The organism is Klebsiella sp. 10 (assembly GCF_018223925.1).
Classification (GTDB): domain Bacteria; phylum Pseudomonadota; class Gammaproteobacteria; order Enterobacterales; family Enterobacteriaceae; genus Klebsiella; species Klebsiella pneumoniae.
The window spans coordinates 129,454-155,263 of the sequence record NZ_JAGRRB010000002.1 but is presented as its reverse complement, the minus strand read 5'-3'; the positions used below and the strand labels follow the sequence as shown (position 1 = coordinate 155,263).

Sequence of the window (25,810 nt, the reverse complement as noted above, 5' to 3'; positions counted from 1 at the left end):
TCCATGCTGCAACGCCTGCGGCAAATCAGTATCAGTAGCAGTCTGCGCGGGGCATTTCTGACGGGGGCGCTGCTTACGCTGATTGTCAGCAGCGTAAGCCTCTATTCCTGGCATGAACAAAGTTCGCAGATCCGCTATTCGCTGGATGAGTATTTTCCGCGCATCCATGCGGCTTTTCTGATTGAAGGGAATCTCAACCTGGTGGTCGATCAGCTCAATGAATTTCTGCTGGCGCCAAATACCACGGTACGACTGCAGCTGCGCAACCAGATTATCCAGCATCTGGACAAAATAGAACGGCTAAGTCAGGGGTTGTCGCCGGCAGAACGCCAGCAGTTGGGGGTGATATTGCAGGACAGCCGCGCGCTGCTGGCGGAACTGGATCGCGTGCTCTACAACATGTTTCTGGTTCGTGAAAAGGTGGGAGAGCTTGCGGCGCGGATCGACTGGCTGCACGATGATTTCACCACCGAGCTGAATTCGCTGGTGCAGGATTTTACCTGGCAACATGGAACGCTGCTCGATCAGATTGAAGCCCGACAGGGGGATGCGAGGCAGTATCTGAAACGCGCCCGGGAAGTGCAGAATGAACAGCAGCAGGTCTATACCCTGGCTCGTATTGAAAATCAGATCGTTGACGACCTGCGCGACAGGCTCAATGAACTGAAATCCGGGAATGATGACGGCATGCTGGTGGAGACGCATATCCGCTATCTTGAAAACCTGAAAAAAACGGCGGATGAAAATATCCGTGCGCTGGATGACTGGCCGAGCACCATTACCCTGCGACAAACGATAGATGAGCTGCTGGAAATTGGCATGGTGAAAAATAATATGCCGGATACCATGCGCGACTATGTTAGCGCGCAAAAAGCGCTCGTGGAAGCCAGTCGGTCCAGAGAAGCGACGCTGGGGCGCTTCAGAACGCTGCTGGAAGCCCAGCTTGGCAGCAGTCACCAGCAGATGCAGATGTTTAATCAGCGTATGGCGCAGATTGTCCGGGTCAGCGGCGGGTTAATCCTGGTGGCGACCTTGCTGGCGCTGCTGCTGGCATGGGGGCTAAACCATTATTTTATTCGCTCGCGGCTGGTGAAACGCTTTACCGCGCTGAATCAGGCGGTGGTGCAGATTGGTCTGGGCCGGACCGAGGCGACCATTCCGGTTTACGGGCGCGATGAGCTGGGACGTATTGCCGGTTTGCTTCGTCATACCCTGGGTCAGCTTAATGCGCAAAAACAGCAGCTGGAACAGGAGATTGGCGAGCGAAAAGCGATTGAGGCCGATCTGCGCGCCACGCAGGACGAGCTGATCCAGACCGCTAAACTGGCGGTGGTGGGACAGACGATGACCACCCTGGCGCATGAGATTAATCAGCCGCTGAACGCGCTGTCGATGTATCTTTTTACGGCGGGAAGGGCGATCGAACAGGGACAGGCGGAGCAGGCGCGGACGACGTTAAGCAAAGCAGAAGGGCTGATCAACCGCATTGACGCGATTATCCGCTCCCTGCGCCAGTTTACCCGCCGCGCAGAACTGGAAACGCCGCTGCATCCGGTCGATTTGCGTCAGACGTTTACCGTGGCGTGGGAACTGCTGGCAATGCGTCATAAGCCTCAGCAGGGGACGCTGGTGATACCGGATGACACTGTCTGGATCCAGGGGGACGAAGTGCGCGTCCATCAGGTGCTGGTGAACGTGCTGTCCAATGCCCTCGACGCCTGCCCGCACGCCGCGCAAATCACCGTGAGCTGGCAAATCCAGGGCGGAAGGCTGTGCGTGTTGATTGCCGATAACGGCCCTGGCTGGCCTGCGGCCTTACTCCCTTCGCTGTTAAAGCCGTTCACTACCAGTAAAACCGTGGGGCTCGGAATAGGGCTTTCGATATGTGTTTCGCTGATGACGCAAATGGAAGGGGCGTTGCGCCTGGCGTCGACGTTTACACGCAGTGCCTGCGTGGTGCTGGAATTCAATTTGACGGATGTAAAAGATGTTGAGTAATAACTGTTCGATTCTGCTGATTGACGATGATGCCGATGTGCTGGATGCCTATACGCAGCTGCTTGAGCAAGCGGGGTATCATGTCAGTGCCTGTAATAATCCGTTTGATGCACGGGAGCAGGTGCCGAAGGACTGGCCAGGCATTGTTTTAAGCGATGTCTGTATGCCCGGCTGCTCCGGTATCGATTTAATGACAGTGTTTCATCAGGATGACGATCTGCTGCCGATTCTGCTTATCACCGGTCACGGCGATGTGCCGATGGCGGTGGAGGCGGTGAAAAAAGGGGCCTGGGATTTCCTGCAAAAGCCGATCGATCCGGGCAAGCTGCTCACGCTGGTGGACGCCGCGCTGCGTCAGAGGCAATCGGTTATCGCCCGTCGCCAGTATTGTCAGCAAAAATTACAGGTTGAGCTTATTGGCCGCAGCCAATGGACGGTTCGGTATCGCCAGCGCCTTCAGCAGCTGGCAGAAACGGATATTGCGGTATGGCTTTACGGCGAGCCGGGAACCGGCCGCATGACCGGCGCGCGTTACCTGCACCAGTTAGGACGGCACGCTGAAGGTCCGTTTATCGCCTGCGAGCTGACTCCGGCTAACGCCCATACGCTTAATGAACTGATCGCCCAGGCCCAGGGCGGAACGCTGGTCTTAAGTCACCCCGAGCATCTGACTCACGAGCAACAGCATCAGTTGGTACAGCTGCAGAGTCATGAGAAGCGGCCTTTTCGCCTGATTGGTATTGGTAGCGCTTCGCTGGTGGAGTTGGCCGCCAGCAGCCAGATAGTGGCGGAACTCTATTACTGCTTCGCGATGACGCAAATTGGCTGCCAGCCTCTGTCAAAGCGACCTGATGATATCGAGCCGCTGTTTCATCACTATTTGCAAAAAACCTGTCAACGGCTGAATCATCCCGTCCCGGAGGTGGATGCTGGTCTGTTGAAGGGGATGATGCGCCGGGTGTGGCCAAATAACGTTCGCGAACTGGCGAACGCCGCCGAGCTGTTTGCAGTAGGGGTATTACCACTCGCAGAAACGGTTAATCCGCTGATGCACATTGGCGAGCCGACGCCGCTGGATCAGCGGGTTGAGGACGTCGAACGGCAGATCATCACCGAAGCGCTGAATATCCACCAGGGACGTATTAATGAGGTGGCGGAGTATCTGCTGATACCGCGTAAAAAACTTTATCTCAGAATGAAGAAGTATGGTCTGAATAAAGAGCACTACAAAGGGGTTTAGGGCATCTTGTCAGACGATGGTTGAAAATTATGAGGACAGATACAGATTATAAATGCCTTCAAGTCAGCAGAGGCGATTTATGTTATTGTGACTGCTTAAATTTCCTTAAAAGGTGTGACTGTTGAACATGCGAATATTGACTGTAGTTGATTATGATGAAATGTGGCCGACTTTATTTGAGAACGAACGTACTCTGTTGCAGATGACGCTTGGTAAAGTGATATCCCGGATTCATCATATTGGTAGCACCTCGGTGCCTGGATTATCAGCTAAGCCAGTAATAGATATATTAATCGAAGTTGCTAATCTTGAAGAACTGGACAGTTTGAATCAGGCAATGGAGGGTGTAGGATATACTGTGCGTGGTGAAAACGGCATTTTAAATCGTAGGTACTTTACAAAAGGTGGAAGTCAGCGTAGTCATCATATCCATGCGTTTACCACCGGGGATGCTCAAATCATAAAACACCTGGCATTCCGTGATTACCTTATTAAACACAATGACGTAGCCATTCAGTACGCTTTAATGAAAAAAAGCGCGATGTTATTATGTGAAAATGACAGCCACCGATACAGCATTTATAAAGCGGATTTCATTCAGAAACATCTTCGTATGGCGCTTATTGATGCGGGTCACCTGGGCTAGCCTTCAAATAAACTACAAACCATGTTTTTTTGTAATTTTTCACAGCGTTACCTCTTGTTTAACCATTATTAGCAAACAGCACGCCTTGCAGACTACCTGCGGCTTCCTGCAACTGAGCATTCTGAATAAGCGACGGGGCGATAAAGCCGATAACGCATCGTTCAGTATGGAGGCACTATTTCACAACCCCAGCGGCCTGGCCTCCTGTATGAACTCAATCAGAAGGCGAAGCCCGGTCGGCAATTGCCGGCGGCTTGAATAATAGATATGAAAACCTTCCTCCAGTGGGGACCATTCCGTAAGCACCAGACGGAGCCGTCCATCCTTGACATAGGGTGCAACAAGAGGCTCCGGAAAATACATCAGGCCAGCCCCGCCCAATACGGCCACCAGACCCGTTTCGGCATGATTGACCGTCACTGAGCCTGGCACTGTCATTTGGTATGTTTCGCCGTCTCGCGCAAGTTCCCAGCGATAAACCCGATCGTCACCGAGACGATTGCTGATGCAGCGATGGTGTAATAAATCATCCGGATGTTCAGGCGTTCCGTAGCGTTCCAGGTAATCAGGGGAGGCCGCGATAACCCAGCGAATATCGGCAGATAAACGCCGGGCAACCATGTCCTCCGGGACGGTGCCACCATAGCGGATGCCGGCATCGAAGCCCGCATCAGTCACGTCAACCATACGGTTGCTGGCCACAATATCGATTTCAATATCGGGATAGCGATCCATAAAAGCGGGCATGACCGGCGCAAGCAAAAGATTTGCCGCTTCAACGGCTGCATTGATGCGGATACGTCCGGTAGGGGTATTGCGATACCGGTTAAGCGATTCAAGCGCGCCTTCTATGGTGTCGAAAGGCTGAAGAACAGACTGAACCAGTTCCTCGCCGGCTGCCGTAGGGGTGACGCTCTTGGTCGTGCGATTAAGCAGGCGAACTCCGAGCCGGGTTTCCAGCCCCTTCAGGGCATGACTCAGCGCTGATGCACTGACGCCTAGTTCAATTGCCGCACGGCTGAAGCTGCGATGACGTGCAATCGCCATGAAATAAATAAGATCGGCAACATCAGCTCTGCTTATTTGCATACAGAATAGTTTTCCTTATGCGGCGTTAAAACCCGAATGCGTTGATGAAGAAATGATATACACCTTAGACCGATTAGGTCTAATCCATTGCTGAATTTTTTTCACAAGTCCATTCATGCACGTCCACTCACTGTACACGTTGTGCTTCGTTATTCTTGAAAATCATGCGCTCTGGCTGGTAGGCCAGGGCGGAACACTCATCTAACGGAGCCGTTTATGAACTATACGCATCTTGGCCGCACCGGCCTGAAAGTCAGCCGCCTTTGTCTCGGAACCATGAATTTTGGTGACGTCACCGACGAGAAGACCAGCGCCCGCATTCTGGATGAGGCGCTTGAGGCGGGTATCAATTTCATTGATACAGCAGACGTGTATGGCACTGAACAATCTCCCGATATCCAGCAAGGCTCGGGGCTGTCCGAGGAAATTATTGGTCGCTGGCTTCAGCAGGGTGGCCGCCGTGAACGCATCGTTCTGGCGACAAAAGTCTATCAGCCTATGGGACCGGGCCCGAACGATCGCCGGCTTTCTGCTTACCATATTCGCAAAGCCTGCGAGGACAGTTTGCGACGGCTTAAGACCGACCATATTGACGTCTATCAGATGCATCACATCGATCGTCATACGCCGTGGGAAGAGATCTGGCAGGCCATGGAACTGCTTGTTCAGCAGGGAAAGGTTCTTTATATCGGTAGCAGCAATTTCGCGGGCTGGGACATTGCGACTGCGCAGTCAGTCGCCACGGCCCGTCATTTCCTGGGCCTGGTCGCCGAGCAAAGTCTTTATAATCTGACAGCCCGCACCATTGAGCTGGAGGTCATTCCCGCATGCCGCCATTTTGGCCTGGGACTGATCCCCTGGAGCCCGCTTGCCGGAGGGCTGCTTGGCGGCGTACTGAAAAAGATGGCAAGCGGGCGCCGTGCCAGGCCCGCGTTTGCCCGCCAAATTGAAGATTATCGTCCGCAGCTGGAAGCCTATGAAGGATTATGTGATGACCTCGGCGAATCCCCTTCCGATGTGGCGCTGGCCTGGCTCCTGCAGAATCCTGTCGTTACCGCTCCACTGATTGGGCCTCGTACGGTCGAACAACTCCAGCAAGCGCTTCACGCAACGACAATCACGCTATCAGACGACACCATGAGCTGTCTCGACGAAATCTGGCCCGGCCCCGGGGGAGAAGCGCCCCAGGCTTATGCCTGGTAATGACCAAATTAATGAATCCTTTCTGCGTTAAAGGGAGTTCCAGTTTATGAGCAAGATGATCCATGACCAGCCTTCTGCTGCCGTACCCGCTTCCCGGGACCGGCGCAATTTTCTGATCGCCGGAGCCGGTCTGGCGTTGGCCGCAACCACCCTTGGCAGGAGCGGCGCCGTGATGGCGAAACCGGCTGGTCAGGACACGCCGAACGCCCCTTCGGATGCTGCTCCCGTCCGGAAGGAAACCTTAACCACGCGTAAACTCGGCTCGCTGGAGGTGTCCAGCATGGGACTCGGGTGCCTGCCGATGGTGGGTTATTACGGCGGAGGTCCGCGCGATCGTAAAGCCATGGTTTCGCTTATCCGGGCAGCCTTCGAACAAGGTATCACGTTCTTTGATACTGCCGAGGTCTACGGCCCCCATCTCAGTGAAGAATTTGTCGGGGAAGCACTCGCTCCCGTTCGCGATCGTGTGGTGATTGCCACCAAGTTCGGCTTCGGCGTGGAGGAGGGGAAGCCCACTTCCCTTAACAGCCATCCTGACCATATCCGCCGCGCCGTAGAAGGCTCGCTAAAGCGTTTGAAAACGGACCACATCGATCTTCTCTATCAGCATCGCCCCGACCCGAATGTGCCGATCGAGGATGTGGCGGAAACCGTGAAGGCATTGATCCAGGAGGGTAAAGTGAAACACTGGGGACTGTCGGAAGCGAGTGCCAGGACAATTCGCCGCGCACATGCGGTACTCCCTGTGACTGCGGTGCAGAGTGAGTATGCCATGTGGTGGCGGGAACCGGAGACGCGGATATTTCCAACGCTCGAAGAGCTGGGTATCGGTTTCGTACCTTACTGCCCGACTGCCCGCAGCTTCCTCGCCGGAGCAGTCAATCCAAGCCAGCGGTTCGACAGCACCGATCGGCGGCATAACCTGCCACGCTTCCAGCCCGATGCCCTGGCCAAAAACATGGTGCTGCTTGAATTCGCGCAGTCGTGGGCCCGTCGCAAAAACACCACTCCGGTTCAGTTCGCGCTGGCCTGGGTAATGGCCCAGCGGCCCTGGATTGTCCCTATCCCGGGTACGACGCAATATCCGCACCTGATAGAAAACAGCGGCGCACCGCAAGTCCGGTTGACGGACAGCGAGCTACGCGAAATCGATGCGGCGCTTGCCAAAATCCCATTGCAGGGCGGTCGCGCCGATCCGTTTACCGAAAGTCAGTTTGATAAAAGTTAATACCTGCTGTCACAGGGAGACTGCAGGTGAAGTCTCCCTCTGTATTATTGCCGGGGATAAACCACATGAATGGACTAAATCATAACGCGCTTACATGCAGTGCCGTCCCCATACCGCCCTGGGAGCGTCCTCTCCAGACCGTGGAGGCCCAGCCGTACTTCAACGTTTCACAGGCGTCGCTCGTGCTCGAAGGGATCGTGTTCGATCGGAACAATAACCTGCTGTTTGTTGATGTGGCGACGGGGCGCGTGTTTAAGCTAACCCCGGAGCGGCAGCTTTCCATTGTCCTTAAGGAGAATTCATTCGGTGCTTCCGGCCTGGCGGTACACAAAGATGGACGGATCTTTATCGCCTCGGTGGGCGATATGCAGCGAGGTTCTGTTCGGGCTATCGAACCCAACGGCACCCGTGAGCAGATGATTGTTGCCCCTGATACTGGATTTCTTGTCAACGATCTGGTCTTTGATAATCAGGGCGGATTTTATTTCACTGACAGCCGGGGAAATTCAGCCGATCCACAGGGTGGGGTGTTCTACGTTAGTCCCAATGTCGGGTCAATTCATGCCATCCTGCCTGGACTAGCGGTCGGGAACGGCATAGCGATTGACCCCGCCGGCTCTCAGATATGGGCCACAGAACACGCTAAAAACAGGCTTCATCGCGTAAGACTGTCAGACGCCACCACGGTCGCCCCGTTTGGTTCAGTTGTTACCTATCAGTTCACCGGGCCGGCGCCAGACGGGGCCCGTGTCGACAGCGAAGGCAATGTATATGTGGCCATCTCAGGCCAGGGCCGCGTCATGGTCTTCAACCGCAACGGACTGCCTATTGGGCAAATTGTGCTGCCTGACCGCGACAAAGGCCGTAACCTTAAATCGACAAGCCTGGCGATCCGCCCCGGGCATCGCGAGTTGTTTATTGTCGCCAACAGCGGGACCGAACCTGGTGGAGCGATGATTTTTCGATCGGGCGCATTCGCGCCGGCACCGTTTCCCTTTTCACATCAGTGACCGGGAATGAGTGGTCTGGGAGACCCGGCAACGCCGGGCCAGGGCAGGGTGTTAATAGTTCTGGATCGCTGAAGGTGGCGTGAGGGAAGGCGGCGTATCCGGAAGCGGGGGAATGATCCCGTCAACGGGGTGCGGCAGATAGCGAGCTTCCAGTTCCGTGATTTCGGCATCGCTAAGTGAAAAGTCCAGCGCGCTGATAGCCGTGGAAAGATGTTCTGGTTTCGTTGCGCCAATGATCGGTGCTGTGATGACGGATTTTGATAACAGCCAGGCAATTGCAACATGAGCTCTTGGCACCGCGTGCTTTTCGGCAATGCTGGCAACAACATCAATCACGGGCTTATCCAGAAGGGCTGCGGTCTCATACATTTTTAACGCAAAGGCATCGTTTTGCGTTCGTCGGGACGTGACACTCCAGTCGCGCGTGAGCCTGCCGCGTGCCATCGGACTCCAGGGGATCACCCCAACGCCCTGGTCTTCACACAGGGGCAGCATCTCGCGCTCTTCTTCCCGGTAAAGCAGGTTGTATTGCGGTTGCATCGTGATAAATCGGGTCCAACCGTTACGCTCAGCGGTATGCTGCATTTTTGCAAAGCGCCAGGCTTCCATAGAAGATGCGCCGATATAACGCGCTTTTCCTGCTTTAACGACGTCATGCAGAGCCTCCATGGTCTCTTCAACAGGCGTGGAGTAGTCAAAGCGATGAATCTGAAAGAGATCCACATAATCCATGCCTAAGCGCATCAGGCTATCGTCAATAGACTGAAAAATGGCCTTGCGGGAAAGAAACCCGGTATTGGGTGAGTTGCGCCACGGAAAGAAGGTCTTTGTCGCTACAACGATCTCGTCGCGTCTGGCCATCTCTCTCAGCGCTTTTCCTGTAATTTCTTCTGAACTACCGCCCGAGTAGATATTCGCGGTATCAAAAAAATTAATGCCGGCTTCAAGCGCCTGACGAATGAGCGGTCGTGACGCCTTTTCATCCAGGGACCAGGGTTGAGGCAAACGTTCAGGTTCGCCATAACTCATACAACCGAGACAAAGACGGGAGACTTTCAACCCGCTACGACCCAGATTCACATACTTCATTCGGTGTTCCTTCTTTTATTGCCAGCAATTATGTATGTGACAGGGTATTGCACTGGTATGAAGGGAACCAGCATGCGCCATTGAATGGTGTTATGAGTTTTTTTCACAAGTAGTCGACAATGGAATTAAAATCGAAGTACAGTCCCGACAAAGTAACATCGGTGATCGTATCAAACATCCCTGCTATATTTTCAACTTAACGTTTGTTATTTACCTGAACTACACGCTGCAAGAAGATATTGAAGCGTTGCCCAGTATGTTTTTCCTTCCAGAGCATCATCTTTATGGCAGAATCTAAAGGGCAGAACGTGATTTTCAGGTGAAAGGACTATCAATCGAGAGGCTGGGCGAGTACGCATGTAATCCCTCTTAAATAAAATTTAAACCCTCATTTCGGATTTTCCAATAAATATAGATTACAGTCTATAAGTGCACATTGAGAATACCTTTTCTTACCACGTCAACTGCGCTTATCGTCCGCTTCTCGCTCATAGCGGACTTTCTGCTCAGCGAATCCGCCCACTCCGTGCCAGAGGCGGACGTTGTCTAGATAAGTATGTTAAATCCTCTAATGGACCTGAAAGGGGATTTTAAACGGATGCGTTCACTTCTAAATTTCTTAACCACTCATCCACTGATATTGAATACAGAAGGCTTGGAGGTGCATCTTTAACATCATGAATCTCTTTGACATATCTTAACCCCGACTTCTGTAACACTTTCTGTGACGCCAGATGATTCTCTCGAACAACAGCCGAAATTTCGGTTAATTTAATAACATCAAATCCAAATTTTATCGCGTATATGGCAAATTCTGTGGCCAGACCCTTCCCCCAAGCCTCTGTCGATAAGCGATACCCAAGATTATTGATAACTATATCGTCATAATTACGAATTCCCAGCCCGCCAAAACCGATGATTTTTTCAGGATTAGTAAGAGGCGAAATTGCCCAGTTTCCAAAACTATGAGTTTGCCAATGGTCGAGCCAGCGATTCATAACCATTTTTGCATTATCAATGTTCGGATATGGTCCCGCAGGATTAAAAGTGTTCGTAGCGGGATCACCATAAATTTTGAATAGATCGTTTAAGTCTGATGAGATTACAGGCCGAAGGTACAATCGATTAGTTTGAACTAGCAATTTTATCCCCTAATGTATCATGCTATCACTATGCTTTATTAACATGGAGCCTTTTGATTTAATCACACTTTTACGTTGGAGTAACTGGTGACGAGATTGACCGTTATGTCCGCTCCTCGCTCAAAGCGGACCTTAAACTCTCTTGCATTGCAGCTCTATGAAGATGGGATTATGTCTGCCATCATCTCCATGTCATTTCCTTGTACCGAAAATCTCGTCAGAACGTGATTGTAATGTCTTCAGCGCATTGAGCATATCGTCTTCGTCCAGAGATCGCTGGGATTTCTTCTCTGTGGGTTTCCTGCGTCGGCGCGAGGGGCCATCTCCGGCAGGGAGAGCCTGTGACCGGTTATTGTCGCGTTTGTCCTGTACCAGTTTGATAAATTCAAGTGTACGCCCGAGGCGCTTGTTGTCCACGATAGCCCCCTGGTCGATTTCCTGAAGGCGATCATAGGTGGAGTAGGGAAGGACAACCCCGTTTAGCCGGAGCTCTTTCCGGCCATCCGGGTAATGCCATACCTCAATGTACTTGCCAATAGCCCTTCGGCTTAACTCATTGTCTTCAATCAGATAGAGCACTTTGTCATACTGCACCGTCAGGGATTTTGAAACACGGCGCGGTTCCCGCCATGTGAAAAATGCGGTCAGATCATCATCAGTTTCAAGTGGCCGGTGAACATCAAAGTCATGCCGGGGTGCTTTGCCAAAGCGCCGGTTATAAGCGGTCATAAACTCATCAGTAAACCGTGATTTTCAGCGAGCTTTTCCCACGTCAGTGTGGGGCCAAAATCGGCATAGCGTTTACGGATGATATTCAGGGCCTGATCAGTCAATGATGCGGAAAGCAGGCGATTTCCGGTGCGACCACGACTCTGGTTATTCATGCCCAGTGGCCCGGACTGACGATAACGTTTCAGCAGGCGGCTGCAATGGCGCGGCGTGATACCGAGCATTTCGGCTGCCAGACCAGGACGCAGGTTGCGGTCGATGACATCCTGAAGGATCCTGAGTCGGTTTACATCTCTCATTGAGAAAAACTCCGTTCCGTATGCCGTCATGAGTCTCATCCTTTGAAAGCAGTGATCGCTGTGGTGAGACTGTAGCGCGGACATGTCTAATTTGGGTCAGAGACGGACATCTCAATTTAGCTACTACAACATGAGTGCGCATAATGTATATTATGTTAAATGCAATGTCGTACTCAATAACGTCATCTTTGATAGCTGCCTCTTCCCACATCAACACTATGACCGTCATTCCTTTCATGCACGTGAATGCTGCGCTATAAGGCAAAATGTTCGAGGTGATAAATCAAGCATGGCTTTTAACAATCACTTCGCCCACTACAGCCTGTTCTCCTACAGTAAAAGCCAGGGAAATTCATTCAGCCACACCTGCTGCTTGTACTGTCCGGCATATCTTACTGCTGTTGCATTTTCTGACCGAACGCGTCACGGGATGCCAGATGAAATGCTCATTTGATAGCGCGCCGCCTGCAGTGTGTATCAACCGGGCTTGATCAGCCACAGACGTGATTATCAAAAAGATGCCAGCTTCGTTTTCCGCACTCAAATGACGAGTGCCATCGCGACCATAAACAGAACCGCCAGCTGAAGTTGAATGGTGTACTGAAGCCCAACGCAGCCGGCTTCCATGTTGACAGGCTCTGCCTCACCTCCCCCTTCCCTTGTATCTGGTGATTAGCTACCACCAGGGAGCACCTGACTACAACATATCGCAATTCCGTTCATCGCCGAAAAAGCATAAATGCTCTCTCGGGCATTTATGCTTTTATATCGCGGTCAGAAAGATTTGTTATGTTTCATCTATGAATGATACTCGAGCCACTATTCATCCAGCTGAACTGCTTATACTTTTACAGATGAATACAACACACAGTGGATTAGCTTTCACGCTTTGCCATCATCAATGCCAGATCAACGAGACGATTAGAGAATCCCCATTCATTGTCGTACCACGCCAGAATTTTGACCATATTACCGCCAATCACCAGCGTTGATAGACCGTCGATAATCGACGAGCGTGGGTCTCCCTGGTAATCGCTGGAGACGAGCGGTTCATCGCTATAACCCAGGATCCCTTTCAGAGGTCCCGCTGCGGCGGCTTCGCGAAAAGCATTGTTCACCTCTTCGACCGTCACATCTCGCTCAAGCGTGACGGTGAGGTCAACAATGGACACCACTGGCACAGGGACGCGTAGCGAGTATCCCGTTAAACGCCCATCCAGCTCAGGAATAACTTTACCCAGAGCCTTCGCTGCGCCGCTGGAGTAAGGCACAATCGACAATGCGGCGGCGCGAGCCCCGCGCAGATCTTTTTCCGGCTGATCGTGCAGCGCCTGGCTGTTGGTGTAGGCATGGGTGGTGTTCATCAGACCATGCTTAATACCGAAATGCTGGTGCAGGACCTGTGCAGCAGGTGCAAGACCATTGGTGGTGCAGCTTCCGTTGCTGATCACGTAGTGTTTATCCGGGGAGTAAAGGCTCTCATTAACGCCCATCACAATGGTTAAATCATCGTTTTTACCCGGGGCAGAGATAATCACGCGCTTGGCGCCACCGCTGTGGATATGTACAGCAGCCTTTTCACGGTCCGTGAATAATCCTGTAGCCTCAATAACGATGTCGACTTCACACTGACGCCACGGAATACTGGCCGGGTTGCGTTCACTGAATACGGTAATGGGTTTACCATAAACAACAAGCCCCCCTTCACCCGCGGTGACCTCTGCATCCAGCTTACCGAGAAGCGAGTCGTATTTCAGCAGATGCGCCAGCGTTTTGCTGTCCGTCAAATCGTTGATTGCCACAATTTGAATATCCGGATTATTCAGTGCTGCGCGCAGTACATTGCGTCCGATCCGGCCAAAACCGTTAATACCGACCTTTACCATAATTAACTCCTTATCGATTATCGCTGGAGTCAGAGTAGGACGGACGGGTTATGGCGTAAATGACAAAAAAGGATCACTTTACGCCATTTTGCGACAGTGAAATCGTTGACGATATTCACCTGGAGTGAGGTTAAGCTGTTTCTCAAACAAGCGTCGCAGGTTAATACTGCTGCCAAATCCCGTTTGCTCGGCGATACGATCCAGCGTCTCGTGAGTCTGCTCCAAACGCTGCCGCGCGGCGGCCAGGCGGGCTTCCGCGACGTACCGCGCTGGCGAAGCGCCGGTTTCCCGGGTAAAGACGCGGGTGAAATTTCGCGGACTCATGGCGACTTTTTCCGCCAGCTTATCTACGCTGAGGTCGGCGGTGAGGTTTTCGAGCAACCACGCCAGCAGATCGTTAATCGGGCCCTGGGTGGCGGTCTGCTGAAGGTTATAGCGGCTAAACTGCAGCTGGCCTCCCGGGCGACGCAGATACATGACGAAGTCCTGGGCGATATCGCGCGCCAGGCTGAAGCCATAGTCTTCTTCAACCAGCGCCAGCGTAAGATCAAAGCCGGAACTGACCCCGCCAGAGGTCCAGATATGTTCGTCCTGAATATAGAGCGGCCCGCCCTCGACGCGGATCTGCGGGAATTCCGCCTGCATGGTTTCCAGCAGCTTCCAGTGGGTAGTGGCCCGTCTGCCGTCCAGCAGTCCGGTTTGCGCCAGCAGCATCGCACCGCCGCAAATGGAGACTATGCGGCGGGCATGGGGAGCGGCAAGGCGCAACCAGTCAACCACCGCCATCCCTTCCTGCGGGTTTTGACCTCTGCCGGTAATCATGATGGTATCGAGGGGCTCGCGAGGGTCAATCTCATGCAGACGATGGTCGGCCAGCAGATTTAAACCTGACTGACCATGGATAACCTGATGCGGTTGAGTTGTCGCTAGCTTGACCTGGTAGCAGATTTCCCGGGCACCTTCCGGGTGCAGGCGGTTGGCCTGCATCAGAATGTCAGCAATACCGGCGGATTCAAACAGCATGCCGCCATCGGGTACAATAATAAGTATCTTTTTCATGTCCTGAAAAGTAATCTTTTTACAGAATAAGTCAACAAAAGGATGTAAAAACCTGAAGGCTCGGAAAGAGTGGTTTCATACGTGCCTTCAGTTTCAAGGAGATGAACGTTAAACAGGTAGATTTTGCCTCACAGTACAGGCAGCATCACTTTGACAGGACATCACGAAGGTAGAATCTCAATCGTGGCTGCCCTGGCGCGTATCCCTGTCATTGCGGAAACATAGCTGCTGCCGGAGTACTTTTTCAGGTAAGCCTGATCAATTTTACTTTCAAGCTCAGGGTCCGAGGATTTTGCGAACAGTACGTCGAATTCCTGTCCGATAGCCAGTATCTTACCTGCCTGCTGGGACAATGCAGCCTGATACCATTTTGAACGGATACCACTATAGGCTCGGACGAAAAGTCGGTTGTCCACCTTCACTTCCCATATCCATGTCGGCGTACCGGTCGTATTCATATCGGGATGATACGGTGCGATTTTCAGGTCGTCGGCCGCATCTATTCTTGTTAATACTTCAGGGTTCCAGTACATATACCTCTCCTCTTTCATATGCGGTTGCTTTTTTCTGTCGCAGGATTAACTCGATAATATTCGGAAATTAATATCGCATCAGGAATTAGTGCCAGCTTTATCAGTAACAATAGAATACCCAACACCCCATGCTAAGAGAGCAGTATCTGTCGTTTGTCCCACAGACACTGCATCTGAAAACACCGGACGGTGCTATGGCTTATTTATTAAGATTTTTGTTGAAAAATGCAGTGATGTTATCGAACGGGATCTTGTCCATACGATCATATAAATCAACATGGGTAGCATTTTTTACAATCAGCAGCTCTTTTGGCTGATTTGCCGCTTCATAAGCCGTTTTGGAGAAGTAAAGCGAATGCGCCTTTTCACCATGGATGAACAGGATCGGGCGCGGAGAAATTTCCTTAATATAGGTCATGAGCGGGAAATTCATAAAGGCCATCGGCGTTGTCACGGACCATGAATTGCCAGAGTTGACGGCTCGGGGATGATAGCCGCGTTTAGTCATGTAGTAGTCCGCATAGTCCACGAGGAACTGTGCTTCACCGCCCTTCAGTTTATTATAGGCTGGCTGGTATGCCGGTTTGCCGTTTGCTGCATCTTCCCAGCGTTGAAGACTCATCTTCTCCAGCGCCTGCTCGCGTTGCTCCGGTGTTACGCTGTCATTGTAGCCTTTTGACATTACGCGGCTCATATCATACATGGTGCTGGCAACGACCGCTTTTACGCGCTTATCCACGGCAACAGCGTTCAGGGCAATCCCCCCCATGCCGCAGATACCGATGACACCGATACGTTCACGATCCACATAAGGTTGTAGTCCCATAAAATCGACTGCAGCCATAAAGTCTTCGGTATTGATATCGGGTGAAGCAATATTGCGGGGTTCACCACTGCTTTCACCGGTATAAGACGGATCAAATGCCAGCGTCACGAATCCGCGCTCTGCTAAAGTCTGAGCATAGAGACCCGAGGCCTGCTCTTTTACCGCGCCAAAAGGCCCGGAAATAACAAGCGCAGCAAGCTTCTTGTTCCCGCGATCTTTTGGAAGATACACATCTGCGGCCAGCGTAATGCCGTAACGGTTTTTAAAAGTAACTTTTTGATGATCCACTTTTTCGCTCCTTGGGAAAGTTTTATCCCACGTCTGAACCAGACGGCCTGAAGAATCTGCTGTGCCTGGTGCAGGCTGGGCCACCGCAACTTCTGTTGAAATCAGAGCCATCGCCCCGGCAAGGAGTGCGCCATTAAAAAAGCGCGTCGAAGATATTAGCGTCATGATATTAAAACCTTTCATTGGATATTGAGGGACCTATTTCAGACAACATGCATGAGTATTTCAGTTACAACTTTCGGCCGGTAATCACTGGCGATACCAAACGCTTTGACATTGATCTGGACGTTCTCAACGATAGCGGGCAGATCTGCTTCCTTGATGTTCAGCTGTTCAAGACGTGTTGGCGTATCAATTTCTTCAAACCACTTCTCAAGCGCAGCGATGCCGTCGTGGCAGTTAAAAAATGGCTTAAACCTGAACGGGTTAAATTTGCTCGCGGTGAACCCTGATTTCAGGACACTGCCTCATTTCAGAGTTATTATTTTGAATGTCTTTAATATAAGGTGTTATTAAAATACTCTGCATTATTTGCCTGATCCTCTGAACCTAATCTCAAAGCGTGTATTTCAGTTTTCATAGCTGCTAAGTTGATAACCTCAAAAGAGGTCAAAAGTGTGGGGCATTACAGAATGATTCCTGACAAATCGGTTGAAATACTGCTGGGTGAGCTATCGAGGGATATTGCACAGCGCACACCCGGCACCGGCGATTTCCCTACCGCCGTAGAAGGGCTCGAATTGTTTCGCCGAAACGAACCCGCTCCCCCGGTAAGCTGCCTGGTCCCTCCCAGTATCGTTCTGGTGGCCGATGGCGCGAAGATCATGTGGGTTGGGGGTGAACCTTATGAATATAATGCGGAAAAATTCCTGATTACCTCTCTTGACCTGCCGGCCAGTTCGGAAATATTGCAGGCTTCGACATCCCAGCCCTGCGTCGGCGTAGCCTATAAGCTTGACCAGCGCGTGCTAATGGAATTAATTGCCCAGGGAAGCCTGCCGCCGGTCAAAAAACGAGACGCGGGAACGAGTGTCGGGATAGGTACTATTACCGATGCTTTGCTGGAGCCTTTCCGCCGTCTGCTTTCTTTGCTTGACGAACCTGAAGCCATTCCTGTTCTCGGGCCGCTGATCCAAAGAGAGATACACTACCGGCTTTTGATGAGCGATCAGTCCGATCATCTCAGACAGATTGCAGCAGTCGACGGCCATGGCTACCGTATCGGTAAAGCTATCGACTGGTTAAAGACCAATATTGCATCACCTTTACGCGTCGAGGAACTGGCAAGTCGGGTGCAAATGAGCACGCCCTCTTTCCACCACCATTTCAGGCAGCTTGCGGGGATGAGCCCGCTACGGTATCAGAAATGGCTGCGCCTCAATGAAGCCAGGCGACTGATGCTGAATGAACATTACGATGTCACCACAGCAGCCTATGCGGTCGGTTACGAAAGCCTGTCCCATTTCAGCCGGGAATATACGCGGATGTTCGGGGAATCGCCCAAGAGGGATATTACTGAACTGAGAAAGTCAGCGGGTAAGCTTTAATCAATTCTGGACCGCCTGTACCATGCCTGGTCTTCGATATCCCCCCGGCACGTGAGTCTAATACCCAAAACTTTACCCCGCCCTGATGGACGGGATTTTACGACGCGCTGGTTAGTGACAACGTCACAGCAGCGCGCTAAAGATACTCCTCTTCATCCAGAGAGATCACCTGAATGCCAGCATTACGATACGCCTGAACGTCATCAGGCAGACGATCCACCACTACGGTGTCAATGCGATCTGCTGCGGTAAATTGGGCAAGCGAGGTGTTATTCAGCTTGCTATAGTCGCAGACAATAATCACCTGACTGGCGTGTTCCACCATGCCGCGTTTCGTTTCTGCCAGCATGATATCGGCCACGCAGGCGCCGTGTTTCAGCGACAGCGAATTGGTGCCCATAAATGCTTTATCGACGTTCAGCGTGTCGAGTATGGAACGCCCGTTAATTGCCACCACGCAGTGGTATCCCTTCTTGACGATCCCACCCAGCAGAATAGTTTGAATCGAGGCGCTGGCCTCAAGCTCCCGGGCGATTTGGTAATCATTGGTAACCACCGTGACGTTCTGTCTGTCACGAATATTGCGCGCGATATGTAGCGTCGTGGTACCGGTATCCAGCACGATTATATCGCCATCCTCAACCAGCGCCGCCGCGCGCTGGCCGATCCGTTCTTTCGCGCTGAGATTGACAATTTCGCGGGCGTCCGATGCTTGTTCGAAGCTTGCTCGGGTACGAAGAACGGCTCCGCCATGCGTTCGGGTCAGCAACCCCTCCTCTTCCAGCTGGCGGAGATCGGCACGAATGGTAGCGCCAGATACATTAAAGACGTCACACATCTCAGAAACAGCAACTTTGCGTTTTTCCCTGAGAATACCGAGTAACTTCTCCTGTCTTTCTTCTGCAAACATTCTGCCTCTCTCTTTTTTACAGCTCGTTACGCGCGTCGCGGCGCTGGCTTACCTTTGCGTATCAGTCGGGTCCTACGCTGAGCGCATCCAGCCTGTCGTATAAGGCAGCGGATTGCCGGTACAGCGTATCAAAAAGCTCGCAGCAGGCGTGGTAATAATCCCGCAGACGGGGATCCGGTGAGATCAGTTTGTCGAACTGCACCGTTTGCCGCACGCCGCTGGCAAAATCGGCGTACAACCCTACGCCAACCCCGGCGATAATACCGCATCCGGTGACGCCATTCTCCTGATTACGCGTAGATAATATCGGCAGATTGTACGCTGCGGCTTTGATTTCAAGCCACAGCGAGCTGCGCGCGCCGCCGCCGGAAGCGATCATTTGTTGCGGATACTGCCCGCACTTCTGCAGCTGCCGAAGATTGCGCCAGGATGCAAAGGCCACCCCTTCCAGAACTGCGCGGAATAAATGACCGCGACGATGCTTGCGCTGCAGGCCAAAAAACTGTGCCCGCGAGTTCGTGTGTTCGGCCAGACGTTCTCCCGTCAGATAGGGAAGAAACAGCAGCCCTTCTGCCCCCGCCGGCACCGCCGCCGCTTCCTGTAAAAGCTGTGGATGCGTAATCTGGTTATCGGCAAGTGCCAGCCGCGCCCAGCGAACGGCATCGCCGCCGGCGTCGAGGATCGTAAATCCGCCCCAGGCCGCGTTGGCAAGATGAAGATTATTAACCAGCGGATGGTGTAACGGCCGCGGCGACACCACCGTCATCAGCGTCGACGTGCCGGTTGAATCAGACGCCATCCCCGGTTCATACACACCCGAGCCCAGCAGAGAGGCCGCCATATCCGACGTCCCGGCAACCACCGGGATACCCGCCGGCAGGCCCGTCAGGTCGGCTGCGCGCTGCGTCACCTGGCCGATTATGTCGCTGGAAAGTTTAAGCTCCGGGAGCTGATCGACCCGCAGACCAAACGTTTCGCAGGCTTGCGAAGACCAGCTACGGGTTTCGCTGTCCATCAGGAAATAGCACGACGCTTCGCTATAATCGGTCGCCATGGCACCGGTCAGCATGAAATTAATATAGTCCTTCGGCATTAATACTTTGGCGAGCTGCGACCAGCGATCCGGATGATTTTCGCGCCACCAGGCTAACTTGAAAGCGGGCCATGCTGCCGCAGGCGGATTATTCAAATGCGCCAGCCACTTTTCCCGCCCTTCGCGCGCGTTAAAGGCGTCAACTTGCGGCTGGCTGCGCTTATCATTCCACAGCAACGCCCTATCCTCCACCAGCTCGCCACGGTCGTCCAGAAGGACGGTGCCATGCATCTGTCCGCAAGCACCAATAACCGCAATTTGCGCTGCCGTTTCAGGATAGCGGTAAAGCACCTCGCGTATACAGTCGCAGGCGGCCTGCCACCATAAAGACGGGGCCTGTTCTGACCAACCTGCACGCGGCGTGGTTTGCTCATACTCTCTTTGCGCAAAGCCGATCATCGCGCCGTCAATGCGCAAAATTGCGGCGCGGGTACTGCCAGTGCCAACATCAATCGTGAGTATTTTATCTTTCATCACTAACTCCGGTGACGTCTTAAGGCGGGCCACCAGGCCCGCGGTTTCTCAGTTTAATCGGCGTTCAGCTCGGGAAAACGTTCCGGGTGCTGCTCCAGTTCAGCCAGCACCTTGGTTACCGCGCCATGGCTCATGCCAAAGCGGCGCACGCCAAGCTGGTACAGCGCACGCACCGTGGCCAGATCGCGAATGCCCCCGGCGCCTTTGATATCGATTCGGCCTTTAAGCTGGTCGGCGATGATGCTGACTTTTTCCACCGTGGCGCCGGTGGGCGCCCAGCCGGTAGAGGTTTTGACCCACTTCATCCCCACCTCTACGGCAATTTCGCACACGCGACGAATCTGCTCCTCATTAAGATAGTGCGTTTCAAGGATCACTTTGGCCGGTACCGGGGCGGCGGCTTCCACCACGCGGCGCAAATCTTCGCGCACATAGTCATAATCGCCGGAGAGCACTTTGCCGATATTCACGACCATATCCACTTCCCGAGCGCCGTCGGCAATCAGCTGCCGCACTTCCTGAACCTTGGTATCGGTGGTATGCCCACCGCCGGGAAAGCCGACCGGACCGCCAATCATCACCTCTCCCGTACCCTGCTGCGGCAGCAACGTACTGAGAAAGCGCGTCCAGCAAGGCAGTACGTGGACGGAAATAATGTTGTATCTGGCAGCCAGCTCGGCGCAGGCGCGAACATCCGCTTCGGTACTGGTGGCCTGAACTGCGCTCAGATCAACTAAACGTGCAAAACGACGGGTTGTTTCATTCATGGTCTTATCCTGTCCTTTGTTTTTAATTGCTTTCATTTAATGCTGACATTTGGCTTAAATCCATTTAAAAACGCATTAAATGAAAATAACGTGATCAAATTAGCATTTTTTTATTTTCATTTGTTTTTAATTAGCAGCAGAAAATAAGCGTTAACCTTGCAGAGCAGGCGTAATCGGGCATAAATGGGCGCAAAAGCAATCTTGCATTTATTTTTGTTTGTTTTTGTTTATGCCTGAATCACGGGCGAAATAGCGCAAACCGCTGACGGAAGTGAAGCGAAATGCGTGCGCTATCACAGTGTTCGGCTGCGGATAGCTTGCCTTCGTGGGACATTCCCGAGGTCTCAACGCTCTGCGCAAGGGAAAGGTAATCTGATTATGTACTTCAGGAGAGAGCTATGTTGCCGCTGGAACGTCATCGTTTGATTGTTGAACTGCTGGGCCAACACGGCGTCATGCGGGTGAATGAGATTGCGCAAGCGACTCGGGTCTCCAGGGAAACGATTCGCCGCGATCTGAGCGAGCTGGAACGCAAAGGGATCTTAACCCGAAGCCACGGTGGAGCGCTGGCGGCGGAAAATCCGCTGCCGGCGACCCGGGCGGCGGCGTCCGCCCTGCCAGTTGAAGATAGCCAGGGAAGCTTTCAGCACAGAACGCTGCTGCACAGCGAAGGCAAAATGCGCGTGGCCCGTAAAGCACTGCAGTTTCTCCAACCGGGACAGACCATTGTCCTGGACGGGAGTAGCACCAGCTGGTTTTTGGCCCGGCAGATGCCGGAGATGGCGTTGACGGTGATTACGCCCTCCATTCGCATCTTACAAACTCTGATGAGCCGACGCTCGTTGCATCTCGTCGGGCTGGGGGGCGATTTCTCCCCGACCGAAGAGTCGTTCTTCGGGGAAACCGCCTCACGAACGCTACGCGAATATGCCATTGATACGCTCTTTTTCTCCTGCCAGGGGCTGGAGCGCGATAGCGGCTTGTATGCGGGTACGCAAGCCCACGCCGCCCTGCTGAAACAGATGCTGCTGGCCGCGCGTCAGACTGTGGCTTTGGTCGACGGCAGCAAGCTGGGGCGAACAGGCGTCGCGCGTATCGGCGGACTGGGCGAGCTGGACTGTCTGGTGACTGAAAGGTTTGTCGATCCGCTGCTGGAAAAAGAGATGACCTGGCATAACGTCAGCCTGCAAATCGCCTGAGTACGCCGTCATGACGTGACGGTTAATACGCGCAATGTCGAAACGCTGCTTACCGCGGCAGGGCCAGACTTTGCCTGAATTCAGCCACCACCGGAATAAATGAGGCCTTATGCGTTATTACCTTTCTCCCTCGCTGATGTGTATGGACATGATGAAGCTGACGGAACAGCTGCGCTTTCTAAACAGCAAAGCCGACAGGCTGCATGTCGACATCATGGACGGCCACTATGTCAAAAATCTGGCGTTGTCGGCCAGCTTTGTGGCGCAGATCCGTCCCTACACCTCGCTTCCTATCGATGTCCATCTGATGGTCGAAGCGCCCGCTTCGTTTATACCGGCGCTGTTAGACGCCGGCGCAGACGCCTTCTCACTGCATCCGGAGACCATCTGCCGCGAAGCGTTCCGGGTTATCAATATGCTTCGTCAGGCGGGGAAAGAGGTGGGAATGGTGCTCAATCCCGCCACACCGGTTGAGAGCATCCAGCACTATCTGCATCTGCTCGATAAGGTGACGGTGATGACCGTCGACCCAGGCTATGCCGGTCAGCCGTTTATTCCTGAAATGCTCGCCAAAATTACGCAGCTTCATCAGCTCAAAGAGACCGGCAGCCTCCGCTTCTTGCTGGAAGTCGATGGCTCCTGTAACCGCAACACCTACCGCGCGCTGCTGGGCGCCGGCGCACAGATATTGGTGATGGGCAGCAGCGGTTTATTCCGCGCTGATATGCCGCTCGAGCTGGCCTGGGAAACCATGTCCCGCGAACTGTCCGCCGCGCTGCACTCCCCCGAGCTGGTATAGAGGAGCGAATGATGTCAGGAAAAGTCTGTGTTTTTGGTTCATTCAATTTCGACATGGTCGCCAGGGTGGATCACTTTCCGGTACCAGGTGAGTCGTTAGTGGCCTGCGGAAGTATGACCAGCGCCGGAGGTAAAGGGGCGAACCAGGCCACCGCCGCGCTAAAAGCGGGAGCAAATGTCCACTATATCGGCAAGATTGGCAATGACACCTTCGGCCATTTTGCCCGCCGTCATCTGAAAGGCGTGGGCTTCAATGCTGTGACGCTGCTGGTCGCCGAAGAGATCCCCACCGGCAATGCGCTGATTTATGTCGCCGGTAACGATGCCGAAAACATGATTGCCGTCGATCCCGGCGCGAATATGACGGTGACCGATGATGAAATCGCCGGCTGCATTCCCGCTATCGGCTGCGCGGATGTGGTTCTGGTTCAGCTGGAGAACAATCTTTCTGCTATTGAACAGGTCATAGACGCCGGCAAACAAGCCGGGGCCCTGGTAATACTCAATCCCGCGCCCTGGCAGCCCGTTGAGCACGCCCTTCTACGCAAAGTGGATTTACTTACACCGAACGCCACGGAGGCCGGGTTAATGACCGGACGCCGGGTTGACAGTCTGACGGCCGCGGCTGAGGCCGCCGACGTGTTACATGCTCAGGGCGCGCGCAACGTCATTATCACTCTCGGCGCCAGCGGCGCCCTGCTGAGCGAGCATGGGGTGAAATCCCCTATTCCCTGCTTTCCTTCTCACCCCCGAGACACTACCGGTGCGGGCGATGCCTTCAACGGCGCGCTGGCGGCGCGGCTGGCCTGCGGGGAACCGCTACAGGCCGCAGCCCGATTCGCGGCGGCCTATGCCGCCGTCAGTGTCGAAAAGCAAGGCGCCTCATCTTTACCTGAGTACCTGGAGGCACAGGAACGGCTTCTCCGTGCCGCCGCTGATTATGAAATGGCATAAACCCTACTGTATAAAAAACATTAAGAGGATAGCTCAATGAGTACGCTAATCACGGATAAGGTCGATAACGCAGCGGTCCAAAAAGAAAAACTGGACACCAGTGCGTATTTACCCCATACCCCCTGGCTGCAATTTTTACTGGTCTGTTGCCTGTTTGCGCTATGGGGGATGGCGGGCAACCTGAATGATATTTTGATCGCCCAGTTTAAAAAGGGCTTCGATTTAACGGATACCCAGACAGCGCTGGTGCAGTCGATTTTTTTCCTCGGCTACTTTTTTGTCGCCCTGCCCGCGGCGGCGCTGATTAAGCGTTTTTCCTATAAAGCGGCGATTATTATTGGGCTGTGCCTGTACGCCCTCGGCTGCTTCCTGTTCGTTCCGGCCGCACAGATCATGACCTACGGCGCATTCCTCGCCTGCCTCGGAGTGATCGCCTGCGGACTCTCTTTTCTGGAAACGTCGGCAAACACCTACTCCAGCCTGCTGGGTCCGATTCAATCCTCCACCCAGCGTATTAACTTTTCGCAGATCTTCAACTCGCTGGGCGTGATCTCCGGCGTATTAATTGGCCAGCTGATGGTCTTTGGCGAAAACGATCCGAGTCATGAACAACTGCTGGCGATGCCCGCCGCCGCTGCAGACGTTGCACGCCATCAGATGGTTGGTCAGGTGGTCGGGCCCTATCTGATTATCGGCTCCGTACTGGTGGTGCTGGCGCTGGTGTTCGTGTTTATTAAATTCCCGTCGTGCAAGGGCGCGCCCGCTCAACAACAGCAACTCCCGACGGAAAGCATGGGGCCAACGCTGAAACGCCTGTTTGCTATCCCGCGCTTTCGCCTCGGGATCCTGTCGCAGTTTTTGTACGTCGGCGCCCAGGTTGGCGTATGGAGCTTCACGATTCGCTTTGTGCAGCTCGTGCAGCAAGGCACCAGCGAGCACTCCGCGACTTACTGGCTGCTGGCTTCTCTGGTGATTTACGCCGTGGGAAAAACCGTGGCCACCTGGTTGATGAACCGTCTGAATCCGGCGATGCTGCTCGGAACGTTTGCCCTGGCCGCCACCGCCCTGTTACTGATTGCCGTTTTCAGCGGTTCAATGCTGGCGGTCTATGCGCTCATTCTGGTCAGCTTCTGTATGGCGCCATGCTGGCCGACGAACTTTGGTCTGGTGATCAAAGGGATGGGGAAAGATACCCAGACCGCAGGCTCGATCGTGGTGATGTCGATTATCGGCGGGGCCGTAATTCCTCTGGTGATGGGCATTATCTCGGATATGAACGGCGGCAATATGCAAATCGCCTTTATCGCTCCGCTCCTGTGCTTTGTGTATGTCGCTTTCTACGGCTTCTGGTGCGTGCGTAAGGGGGTATAACATGCGCGAACTTATCAACACGATTGCTCATATTGGCTATCAGGTCAGTGACTTAACGCGTTCGCTTGCCTTCTATGAACCGCTGGGCTTTCAGCGCCAGCAGCGGTTTAGCAAGCCATCGCCACAGGGCACTATTGAAGTTGCGTTCCTGGAAATGGCGGGCGCCGTCCTCGAGCTGTATCAGCTTCCCGCTGGAACGCCCTTTGACGCCCCTCGCTGCGGTATCGATCATCTGGCGCTGGAAGTCAGCGACCTGGATGCGGTGCAGCAGCGGCTGGCGGCGCTCGGTTATCCGCTCGATGAAGGGCCGATAGAAGAAGACAACGTGCGCTTCCTGCTTATTCGCGGCCCCGATGGCGAACGGCTCGAGTTCGATGCCTGTAAACGCTAAGCGGCAGGGCTGACCCCTTCACTCTTTTAGGCCCGGTTAAT

At 53.4% G+C, this 25,810-nt stretch carries 24 protein-coding genes and 2 pseudogenes; 14 read left to right on the top strand and 12 right to left on the bottom strand.

Annotated elements, in window-relative coordinates; translation table 11 throughout:
- Window positions 1-3: 3 nt before the first annotated feature.
- From pgtB to KHQ26_RS03680, 3 genes are all read left to right on the top strand, one after another.
- Window positions 4-1,998, top strand: a complete 1,995-nt coding sequence (gene pgtB / locus KHQ26_RS03690; RefSeq protein WP_029496899.1) for a two-component system sensor histidine kinase PgtB — start codon at window positions 4-6, stop codon at window positions 1,996-1,998.
- The gene (pgtA, locus tag KHQ26_RS03685; RefSeq protein WP_004176165.1) at window positions 1,988-3,238 is read left to right on the top strand and encodes a two-component system response regulator PgtA; all 1,251 of its coding nucleotides are present in this window, start codon (window positions 1,988-1,990) and stop codon (window positions 3,236-3,238) included. Before pgtB ends, pgtA begins: the two co-directional genes overlap by 11 nt.
- Window positions 3,239-3,365: 127 nt before the next feature.
- Window positions 3,366-3,884, top strand: a complete 519-nt coding sequence (locus KHQ26_RS03680) for a GrpB family protein (protein WP_004176166.1) — start codon at window positions 3,366-3,368, stop codon at window positions 3,882-3,884.
- Window positions 3,885-4,064: 180 nt separating this feature from the next.
- Here KHQ26_RS03680 and KHQ26_RS03675 read toward each other — a convergent pair whose 3' ends face one another.
- Window positions 4,065-4,973 (bottom strand): LysR family transcriptional regulator, encoded by a 909-nt coding sequence (locus tag KHQ26_RS03675; RefSeq protein WP_002904893.1) that lies wholly within the window; start codon window positions 4,971-4,973, stop codon window positions 4,065-4,067.
- Window positions 4,974-5,189: 216 nt separating this feature from the next.
- On the opposite strand from KHQ26_RS03675, the gene KHQ26_RS03670 reads away from it, so the two are divergent.
- The 3 genes from KHQ26_RS03670 (at window position 5,190) to KHQ26_RS03660 (ending at window position 8,414) form a co-directional block, all read left to right on the top strand.
- Window positions 5,190-6,176 (top strand): aldo/keto reductase, encoded by a 987-nt coding sequence (locus KHQ26_RS03670; protein WP_029496898.1) that lies wholly within the window; start codon window positions 5,190-5,192, stop codon window positions 6,174-6,176.
- 46 nt (window positions 6,177-6,222) lie between these two features.
- On the top strand, window positions 6,223-7,404 hold the full coding sequence (locus tag KHQ26_RS03665; RefSeq protein WP_023283720.1) for an aldo/keto reductase: 1,182 nt from the start codon (window positions 6,223-6,225) through the stop codon (window positions 7,402-7,404).
- 65 nt (window positions 7,405-7,469) lie between these two features.
- Window positions 7,470-8,414, top strand: a complete 945-nt coding sequence (locus tag KHQ26_RS03660; RefSeq protein WP_009484336.1) for an SMP-30/gluconolactonase/LRE family protein — start codon at window positions 7,470-7,472, stop codon at window positions 8,412-8,414.
- 51 nt (window positions 8,415-8,465) lie between these two features.
- Here the strand turns inward: KHQ26_RS03660 and KHQ26_RS03655 are convergent, their stop codons facing one another.
- From KHQ26_RS03655 to KHQ26_RS03645, 4 genes and pseudogenes are all read right to left on the bottom strand, one after another.
- Window positions 8,466-9,503 (bottom strand): aldo/keto reductase, encoded by a 1,038-nt coding sequence (locus KHQ26_RS03655; RefSeq protein WP_023300975.1) that lies wholly within the window; start codon window positions 9,501-9,503, stop codon window positions 8,466-8,468.
- 245 nt (window positions 9,504-9,748) lie between these two features.
- Window positions 9,749-9,862 (bottom strand): annotated as a pseudogene (locus tag KHQ26_RS25965) (DNA mismatch repair protein MutT); the annotation flags it as partial.
- Window positions 9,863-10,093: 231 nt separating this feature from the next.
- Window positions 10,094-10,645: a GNAT family N-acetyltransferase gene (locus KHQ26_RS03650; protein WP_071994605.1), complete on the bottom strand. Its 552-nt coding sequence runs from the start codon at window positions 10,643-10,645 to the stop codon at window positions 10,094-10,096.
- A 192-nt stretch (window positions 10,646-10,837) separates the two neighbouring features.
- Window positions 10,838-11,703 (bottom strand): annotated as a pseudogene (locus KHQ26_RS03645) (helix-turn-helix domain-containing protein).
- Window positions 11,704-11,962: 259 nt separating this feature from the next.
- Between KHQ26_RS03645 and KHQ26_RS03640 the strand changes: the two are divergent.
- Complete coding sequence (locus KHQ26_RS03640) at window positions 11,963-12,127, top strand: hypothetical protein (RefSeq protein WP_004221585.1); 165 nt, start codon at window positions 11,963-11,965, stop codon at window positions 12,125-12,127.
- Window positions 12,128-12,548: 421 nt separating this feature from the next.
- Here the strand turns inward: KHQ26_RS03640 and gap are convergent, their stop codons facing one another.
- The 4 genes from gap to KHQ26_RS03620 form a co-directional block, all read right to left on the bottom strand.
- A complete protein-coding gene (gene gap / locus KHQ26_RS03635; protein ID WP_020804966.1) occupies window positions 12,549-13,559 on the bottom strand; it encodes a type I glyceraldehyde-3-phosphate dehydrogenase in 1,011 nt (336 codons plus the stop codon).
- 78 nt (window positions 13,560-13,637) lie between these two features.
- Window positions 13,638-14,618, bottom strand: a complete 981-nt coding sequence (locus KHQ26_RS03630) for a GlxA family transcriptional regulator (RefSeq protein ID WP_002904870.1) — start codon at window positions 14,616-14,618, stop codon at window positions 13,638-13,640.
- 161 nt (window positions 14,619-14,779) lie between these two features.
- Entirely contained in the window at window positions 14,780-15,151 is a 372-nt protein-coding gene (locus KHQ26_RS03625; protein WP_020804984.1) for a DUF2255 family protein, read from the bottom strand.
- A 199-nt stretch (window positions 15,152-15,350) separates the two neighbouring features.
- Entirely contained in the window at window positions 15,351-16,448 is a 1,098-nt protein-coding gene (locus KHQ26_RS03620) for an alpha/beta hydrolase (RefSeq protein ID WP_004221581.1), read from the bottom strand.
- 29 nt (window positions 16,449-16,477) lie between these two features.
- Between KHQ26_RS03620 and KHQ26_RS03615 the strand changes: the two genes are divergently transcribed.
- Both KHQ26_RS03615 and KHQ26_RS03610 read left to right on the top strand, forming a co-directional pair.
- Complete coding sequence (locus KHQ26_RS03615; RefSeq protein WP_020804965.1) at window positions 16,478-16,717, top strand: hypothetical protein; 240 nt, start codon at window positions 16,478-16,480, stop codon at window positions 16,715-16,717.
- 180 nt (window positions 16,718-16,897) lie between these two features.
- The gene (locus KHQ26_RS03610) at window positions 16,898-17,812 is read left to right on the top strand and encodes an AraC family transcriptional regulator (protein ID WP_029496895.1); all 915 of its coding nucleotides are present in this window, start codon (window positions 16,898-16,900) and stop codon (window positions 17,810-17,812) included.
- 136 nt (window positions 17,813-17,948) lie between these two features.
- Here KHQ26_RS03610 and KHQ26_RS03605 read toward each other — a convergent pair whose 3' ends face one another.
- From KHQ26_RS03605 to deoC, 3 genes are all read right to left on the bottom strand, one after another.
- Window positions 17,949-18,722 (bottom strand): DeoR/GlpR family DNA-binding transcription regulator, encoded by a 774-nt coding sequence (locus KHQ26_RS03605; RefSeq protein WP_020804969.1) that lies wholly within the window; start codon window positions 18,720-18,722, stop codon window positions 17,949-17,951.
- Window positions 18,723-18,783: 61 nt separating this feature from the next.
- Window positions 18,784-20,289, bottom strand: a complete 1,506-nt coding sequence (locus KHQ26_RS03600; protein WP_020804978.1) for a xylulokinase — start codon at window positions 20,287-20,289, stop codon at window positions 18,784-18,786.
- A gap of 53 nt (window positions 20,290-20,342) precedes the next feature.
- Complete coding sequence (deoC, locus tag KHQ26_RS03595; protein WP_004190109.1) at window positions 20,343-21,092, bottom strand: deoxyribose-phosphate aldolase; 750 nt, start codon at window positions 21,090-21,092, stop codon at window positions 20,343-20,345.
- Window positions 21,093-21,454: 362 nt separating this feature from the next.
- On the opposite strand from deoC, the gene KHQ26_RS03590 reads away from it, so the two are divergent.
- The 5 genes from KHQ26_RS03590 (at window position 21,455) to KHQ26_RS03570 (ending at window position 25,769) form a co-directional block, all read left to right on the top strand.
- The gene (locus tag KHQ26_RS03590; protein WP_004143408.1) at window positions 21,455-22,255 is read left to right on the top strand and encodes a DeoR/GlpR family DNA-binding transcription regulator; all 801 of its coding nucleotides are present in this window, start codon (window positions 21,455-21,457) and stop codon (window positions 22,253-22,255) included.
- A gap of 109 nt (window positions 22,256-22,364) precedes the next feature.
- Window positions 22,365-23,054 carry a D-allulose 6-phosphate 3-epimerase gene (gene alsE / locus KHQ26_RS03585; protein WP_004151641.1) on the top strand — a complete coding sequence of 230 codons (690 nt, stop codon included), beginning with the start codon at window positions 22,365-22,367 and terminating at the stop codon, window positions 23,052-23,054.
- A gap of 11 nt (window positions 23,055-23,065) precedes the next feature.
- Window positions 23,066-24,007 (top strand): ribokinase, encoded by a 942-nt coding sequence (locus tag KHQ26_RS03580; protein ID WP_004176178.1) that lies wholly within the window; start codon window positions 23,066-23,068, stop codon window positions 24,005-24,007.
- 36 nt (window positions 24,008-24,043) lie between these two features.
- Window positions 24,044-25,378 carry an L-fucose:H+ symporter permease gene (fucP, locus tag KHQ26_RS03575; RefSeq protein ID WP_002904849.1) on the top strand — a complete coding sequence of 445 codons (1,335 nt, stop codon included), beginning with the start codon at window positions 24,044-24,046 and terminating at the stop codon, window positions 25,376-25,378.
- Window position 25,379: 1 nt separating this feature from the next.
- Window positions 25,380-25,769, top strand: a complete 390-nt coding sequence (locus KHQ26_RS03570) for a VOC family protein (RefSeq protein ID WP_004176179.1) — start codon at window positions 25,380-25,382, stop codon at window positions 25,767-25,769.
- The last annotated feature ends 41 nt before the right edge of the window (window positions 25,770-25,810 follow it).

Bases quoted from the DNA above. Each gene is read 5' to 3' on its own strand.
- pgtB (WP_029496899.1), top strand. From the start codon at position 4: ATGCTGCAACGCCTGCGGCAAATCAGTATCAGTAGCAGTCTGCGCGGG.
- pgtA (WP_004176165.1), top strand. From the start codon at position 1,988: ATGTTGAGTAATAACTGTTCGATTCTGCTGATTGACGATGATGCCGAT.
- KHQ26_RS03680 (WP_004176166.1), top strand. From the start codon at position 3,366: ATGCGAATATTGACTGTAGTTGATTATGATGAAATGTGGCCGACTTTA.
- KHQ26_RS03675 (WP_002904893.1), bottom strand. From the start codon at position 4,973: ATGCAAATAAGCAGAGCTGATGTTGCCGATCTTATTTATTTCATGGCG.
- KHQ26_RS03670 (WP_029496898.1), top strand. From the start codon at position 5,190: ATGAACTATACGCATCTTGGCCGCACCGGCCTGAAAGTCAGCCGCCTT.
- KHQ26_RS03665 (WP_023283720.1), top strand. From the start codon at position 6,223: ATGAGCAAGATGATCCATGACCAGCCTTCTGCTGCCGTACCCGCTTCC.
- KHQ26_RS03660 (WP_009484336.1), top strand. From the start codon at position 7,470: ATGAATGGACTAAATCATAACGCGCTTACATGCAGTGCCGTCCCCATA.
- KHQ26_RS03655 (WP_023300975.1), bottom strand. From the start codon at position 9,503: ATGAAGTATGTGAATCTGGGTCGTAGCGGGTTGAAAGTCTCCCGTCTT.
- KHQ26_RS03640 (WP_004221585.1), top strand. From the start codon at position 11,963: ATGGCTTTTAACAATCACTTCGCCCACTACAGCCTGTTCTCCTACAGT.
- gap (WP_020804966.1), bottom strand. From the start codon at position 13,559: ATGGTAAAGGTCGGTATTAACGGTTTTGGCCGGATCGGACGCAATGTA.
- KHQ26_RS03630 (WP_002904870.1), bottom strand. From the start codon at position 14,618: ATGAAAAAGATACTTATTATTGTACCCGATGGCGGCATGCTGTTTGAA.
- KHQ26_RS03625 (WP_020804984.1), bottom strand. From the start codon at position 15,151: ATGTACTGGAACCCTGAAGTATTAACAAGAATAGATGCGGCCGACGAC.
- KHQ26_RS03620 (WP_004221581.1), bottom strand. From the start codon at position 16,448: ATGAAAGGTTTTAATATCATGACGCTAATATCTTCGACGCGCTTTTTT.
- KHQ26_RS03615 (WP_020804965.1), top strand. From the start codon at position 16,478: ATGCATGAGTATTTCAGTTACAACTTTCGGCCGGTAATCACTGGCGAT.
- KHQ26_RS03610 (WP_029496895.1), top strand. From the start codon at position 16,898: ATGATTCCTGACAAATCGGTTGAAATACTGCTGGGTGAGCTATCGAGG.
- KHQ26_RS03605 (WP_020804969.1), bottom strand. From the start codon at position 18,722: ATGTTTGCAGAAGAAAGACAGGAGAAGTTACTCGGTATTCTCAGGGAA.
- KHQ26_RS03600 (WP_020804978.1), bottom strand. From the start codon at position 20,289: ATGAAAGATAAAATACTCACGATTGATGTTGGCACTGGCAGTACCCGC.
- deoC (WP_004190109.1), bottom strand. From the start codon at position 21,092: ATGAAAGCAATTAAAAACAAAGGACAGGATAAGACCATGAATGAAACA.
- KHQ26_RS03590 (WP_004143408.1), top strand. From the start codon at position 21,455: ATGTTGCCGCTGGAACGTCATCGTTTGATTGTTGAACTGCTGGGCCAA.
- alsE (WP_004151641.1), top strand. From the start codon at position 22,365: ATGCGTTATTACCTTTCTCCCTCGCTGATGTGTATGGACATGATGAAG.
- KHQ26_RS03580 (WP_004176178.1), top strand. From the start codon at position 23,066: ATGTCAGGAAAAGTCTGTGTTTTTGGTTCATTCAATTTCGACATGGTC.
- fucP (WP_002904849.1), top strand. From the start codon at position 24,044: ATGAGTACGCTAATCACGGATAAGGTCGATAACGCAGCGGTCCAAAAA.
- KHQ26_RS03570 (WP_004176179.1), top strand. From the start codon at position 25,380: ATGCGCGAACTTATCAACACGATTGCTCATATTGGCTATCAGGTCAGT.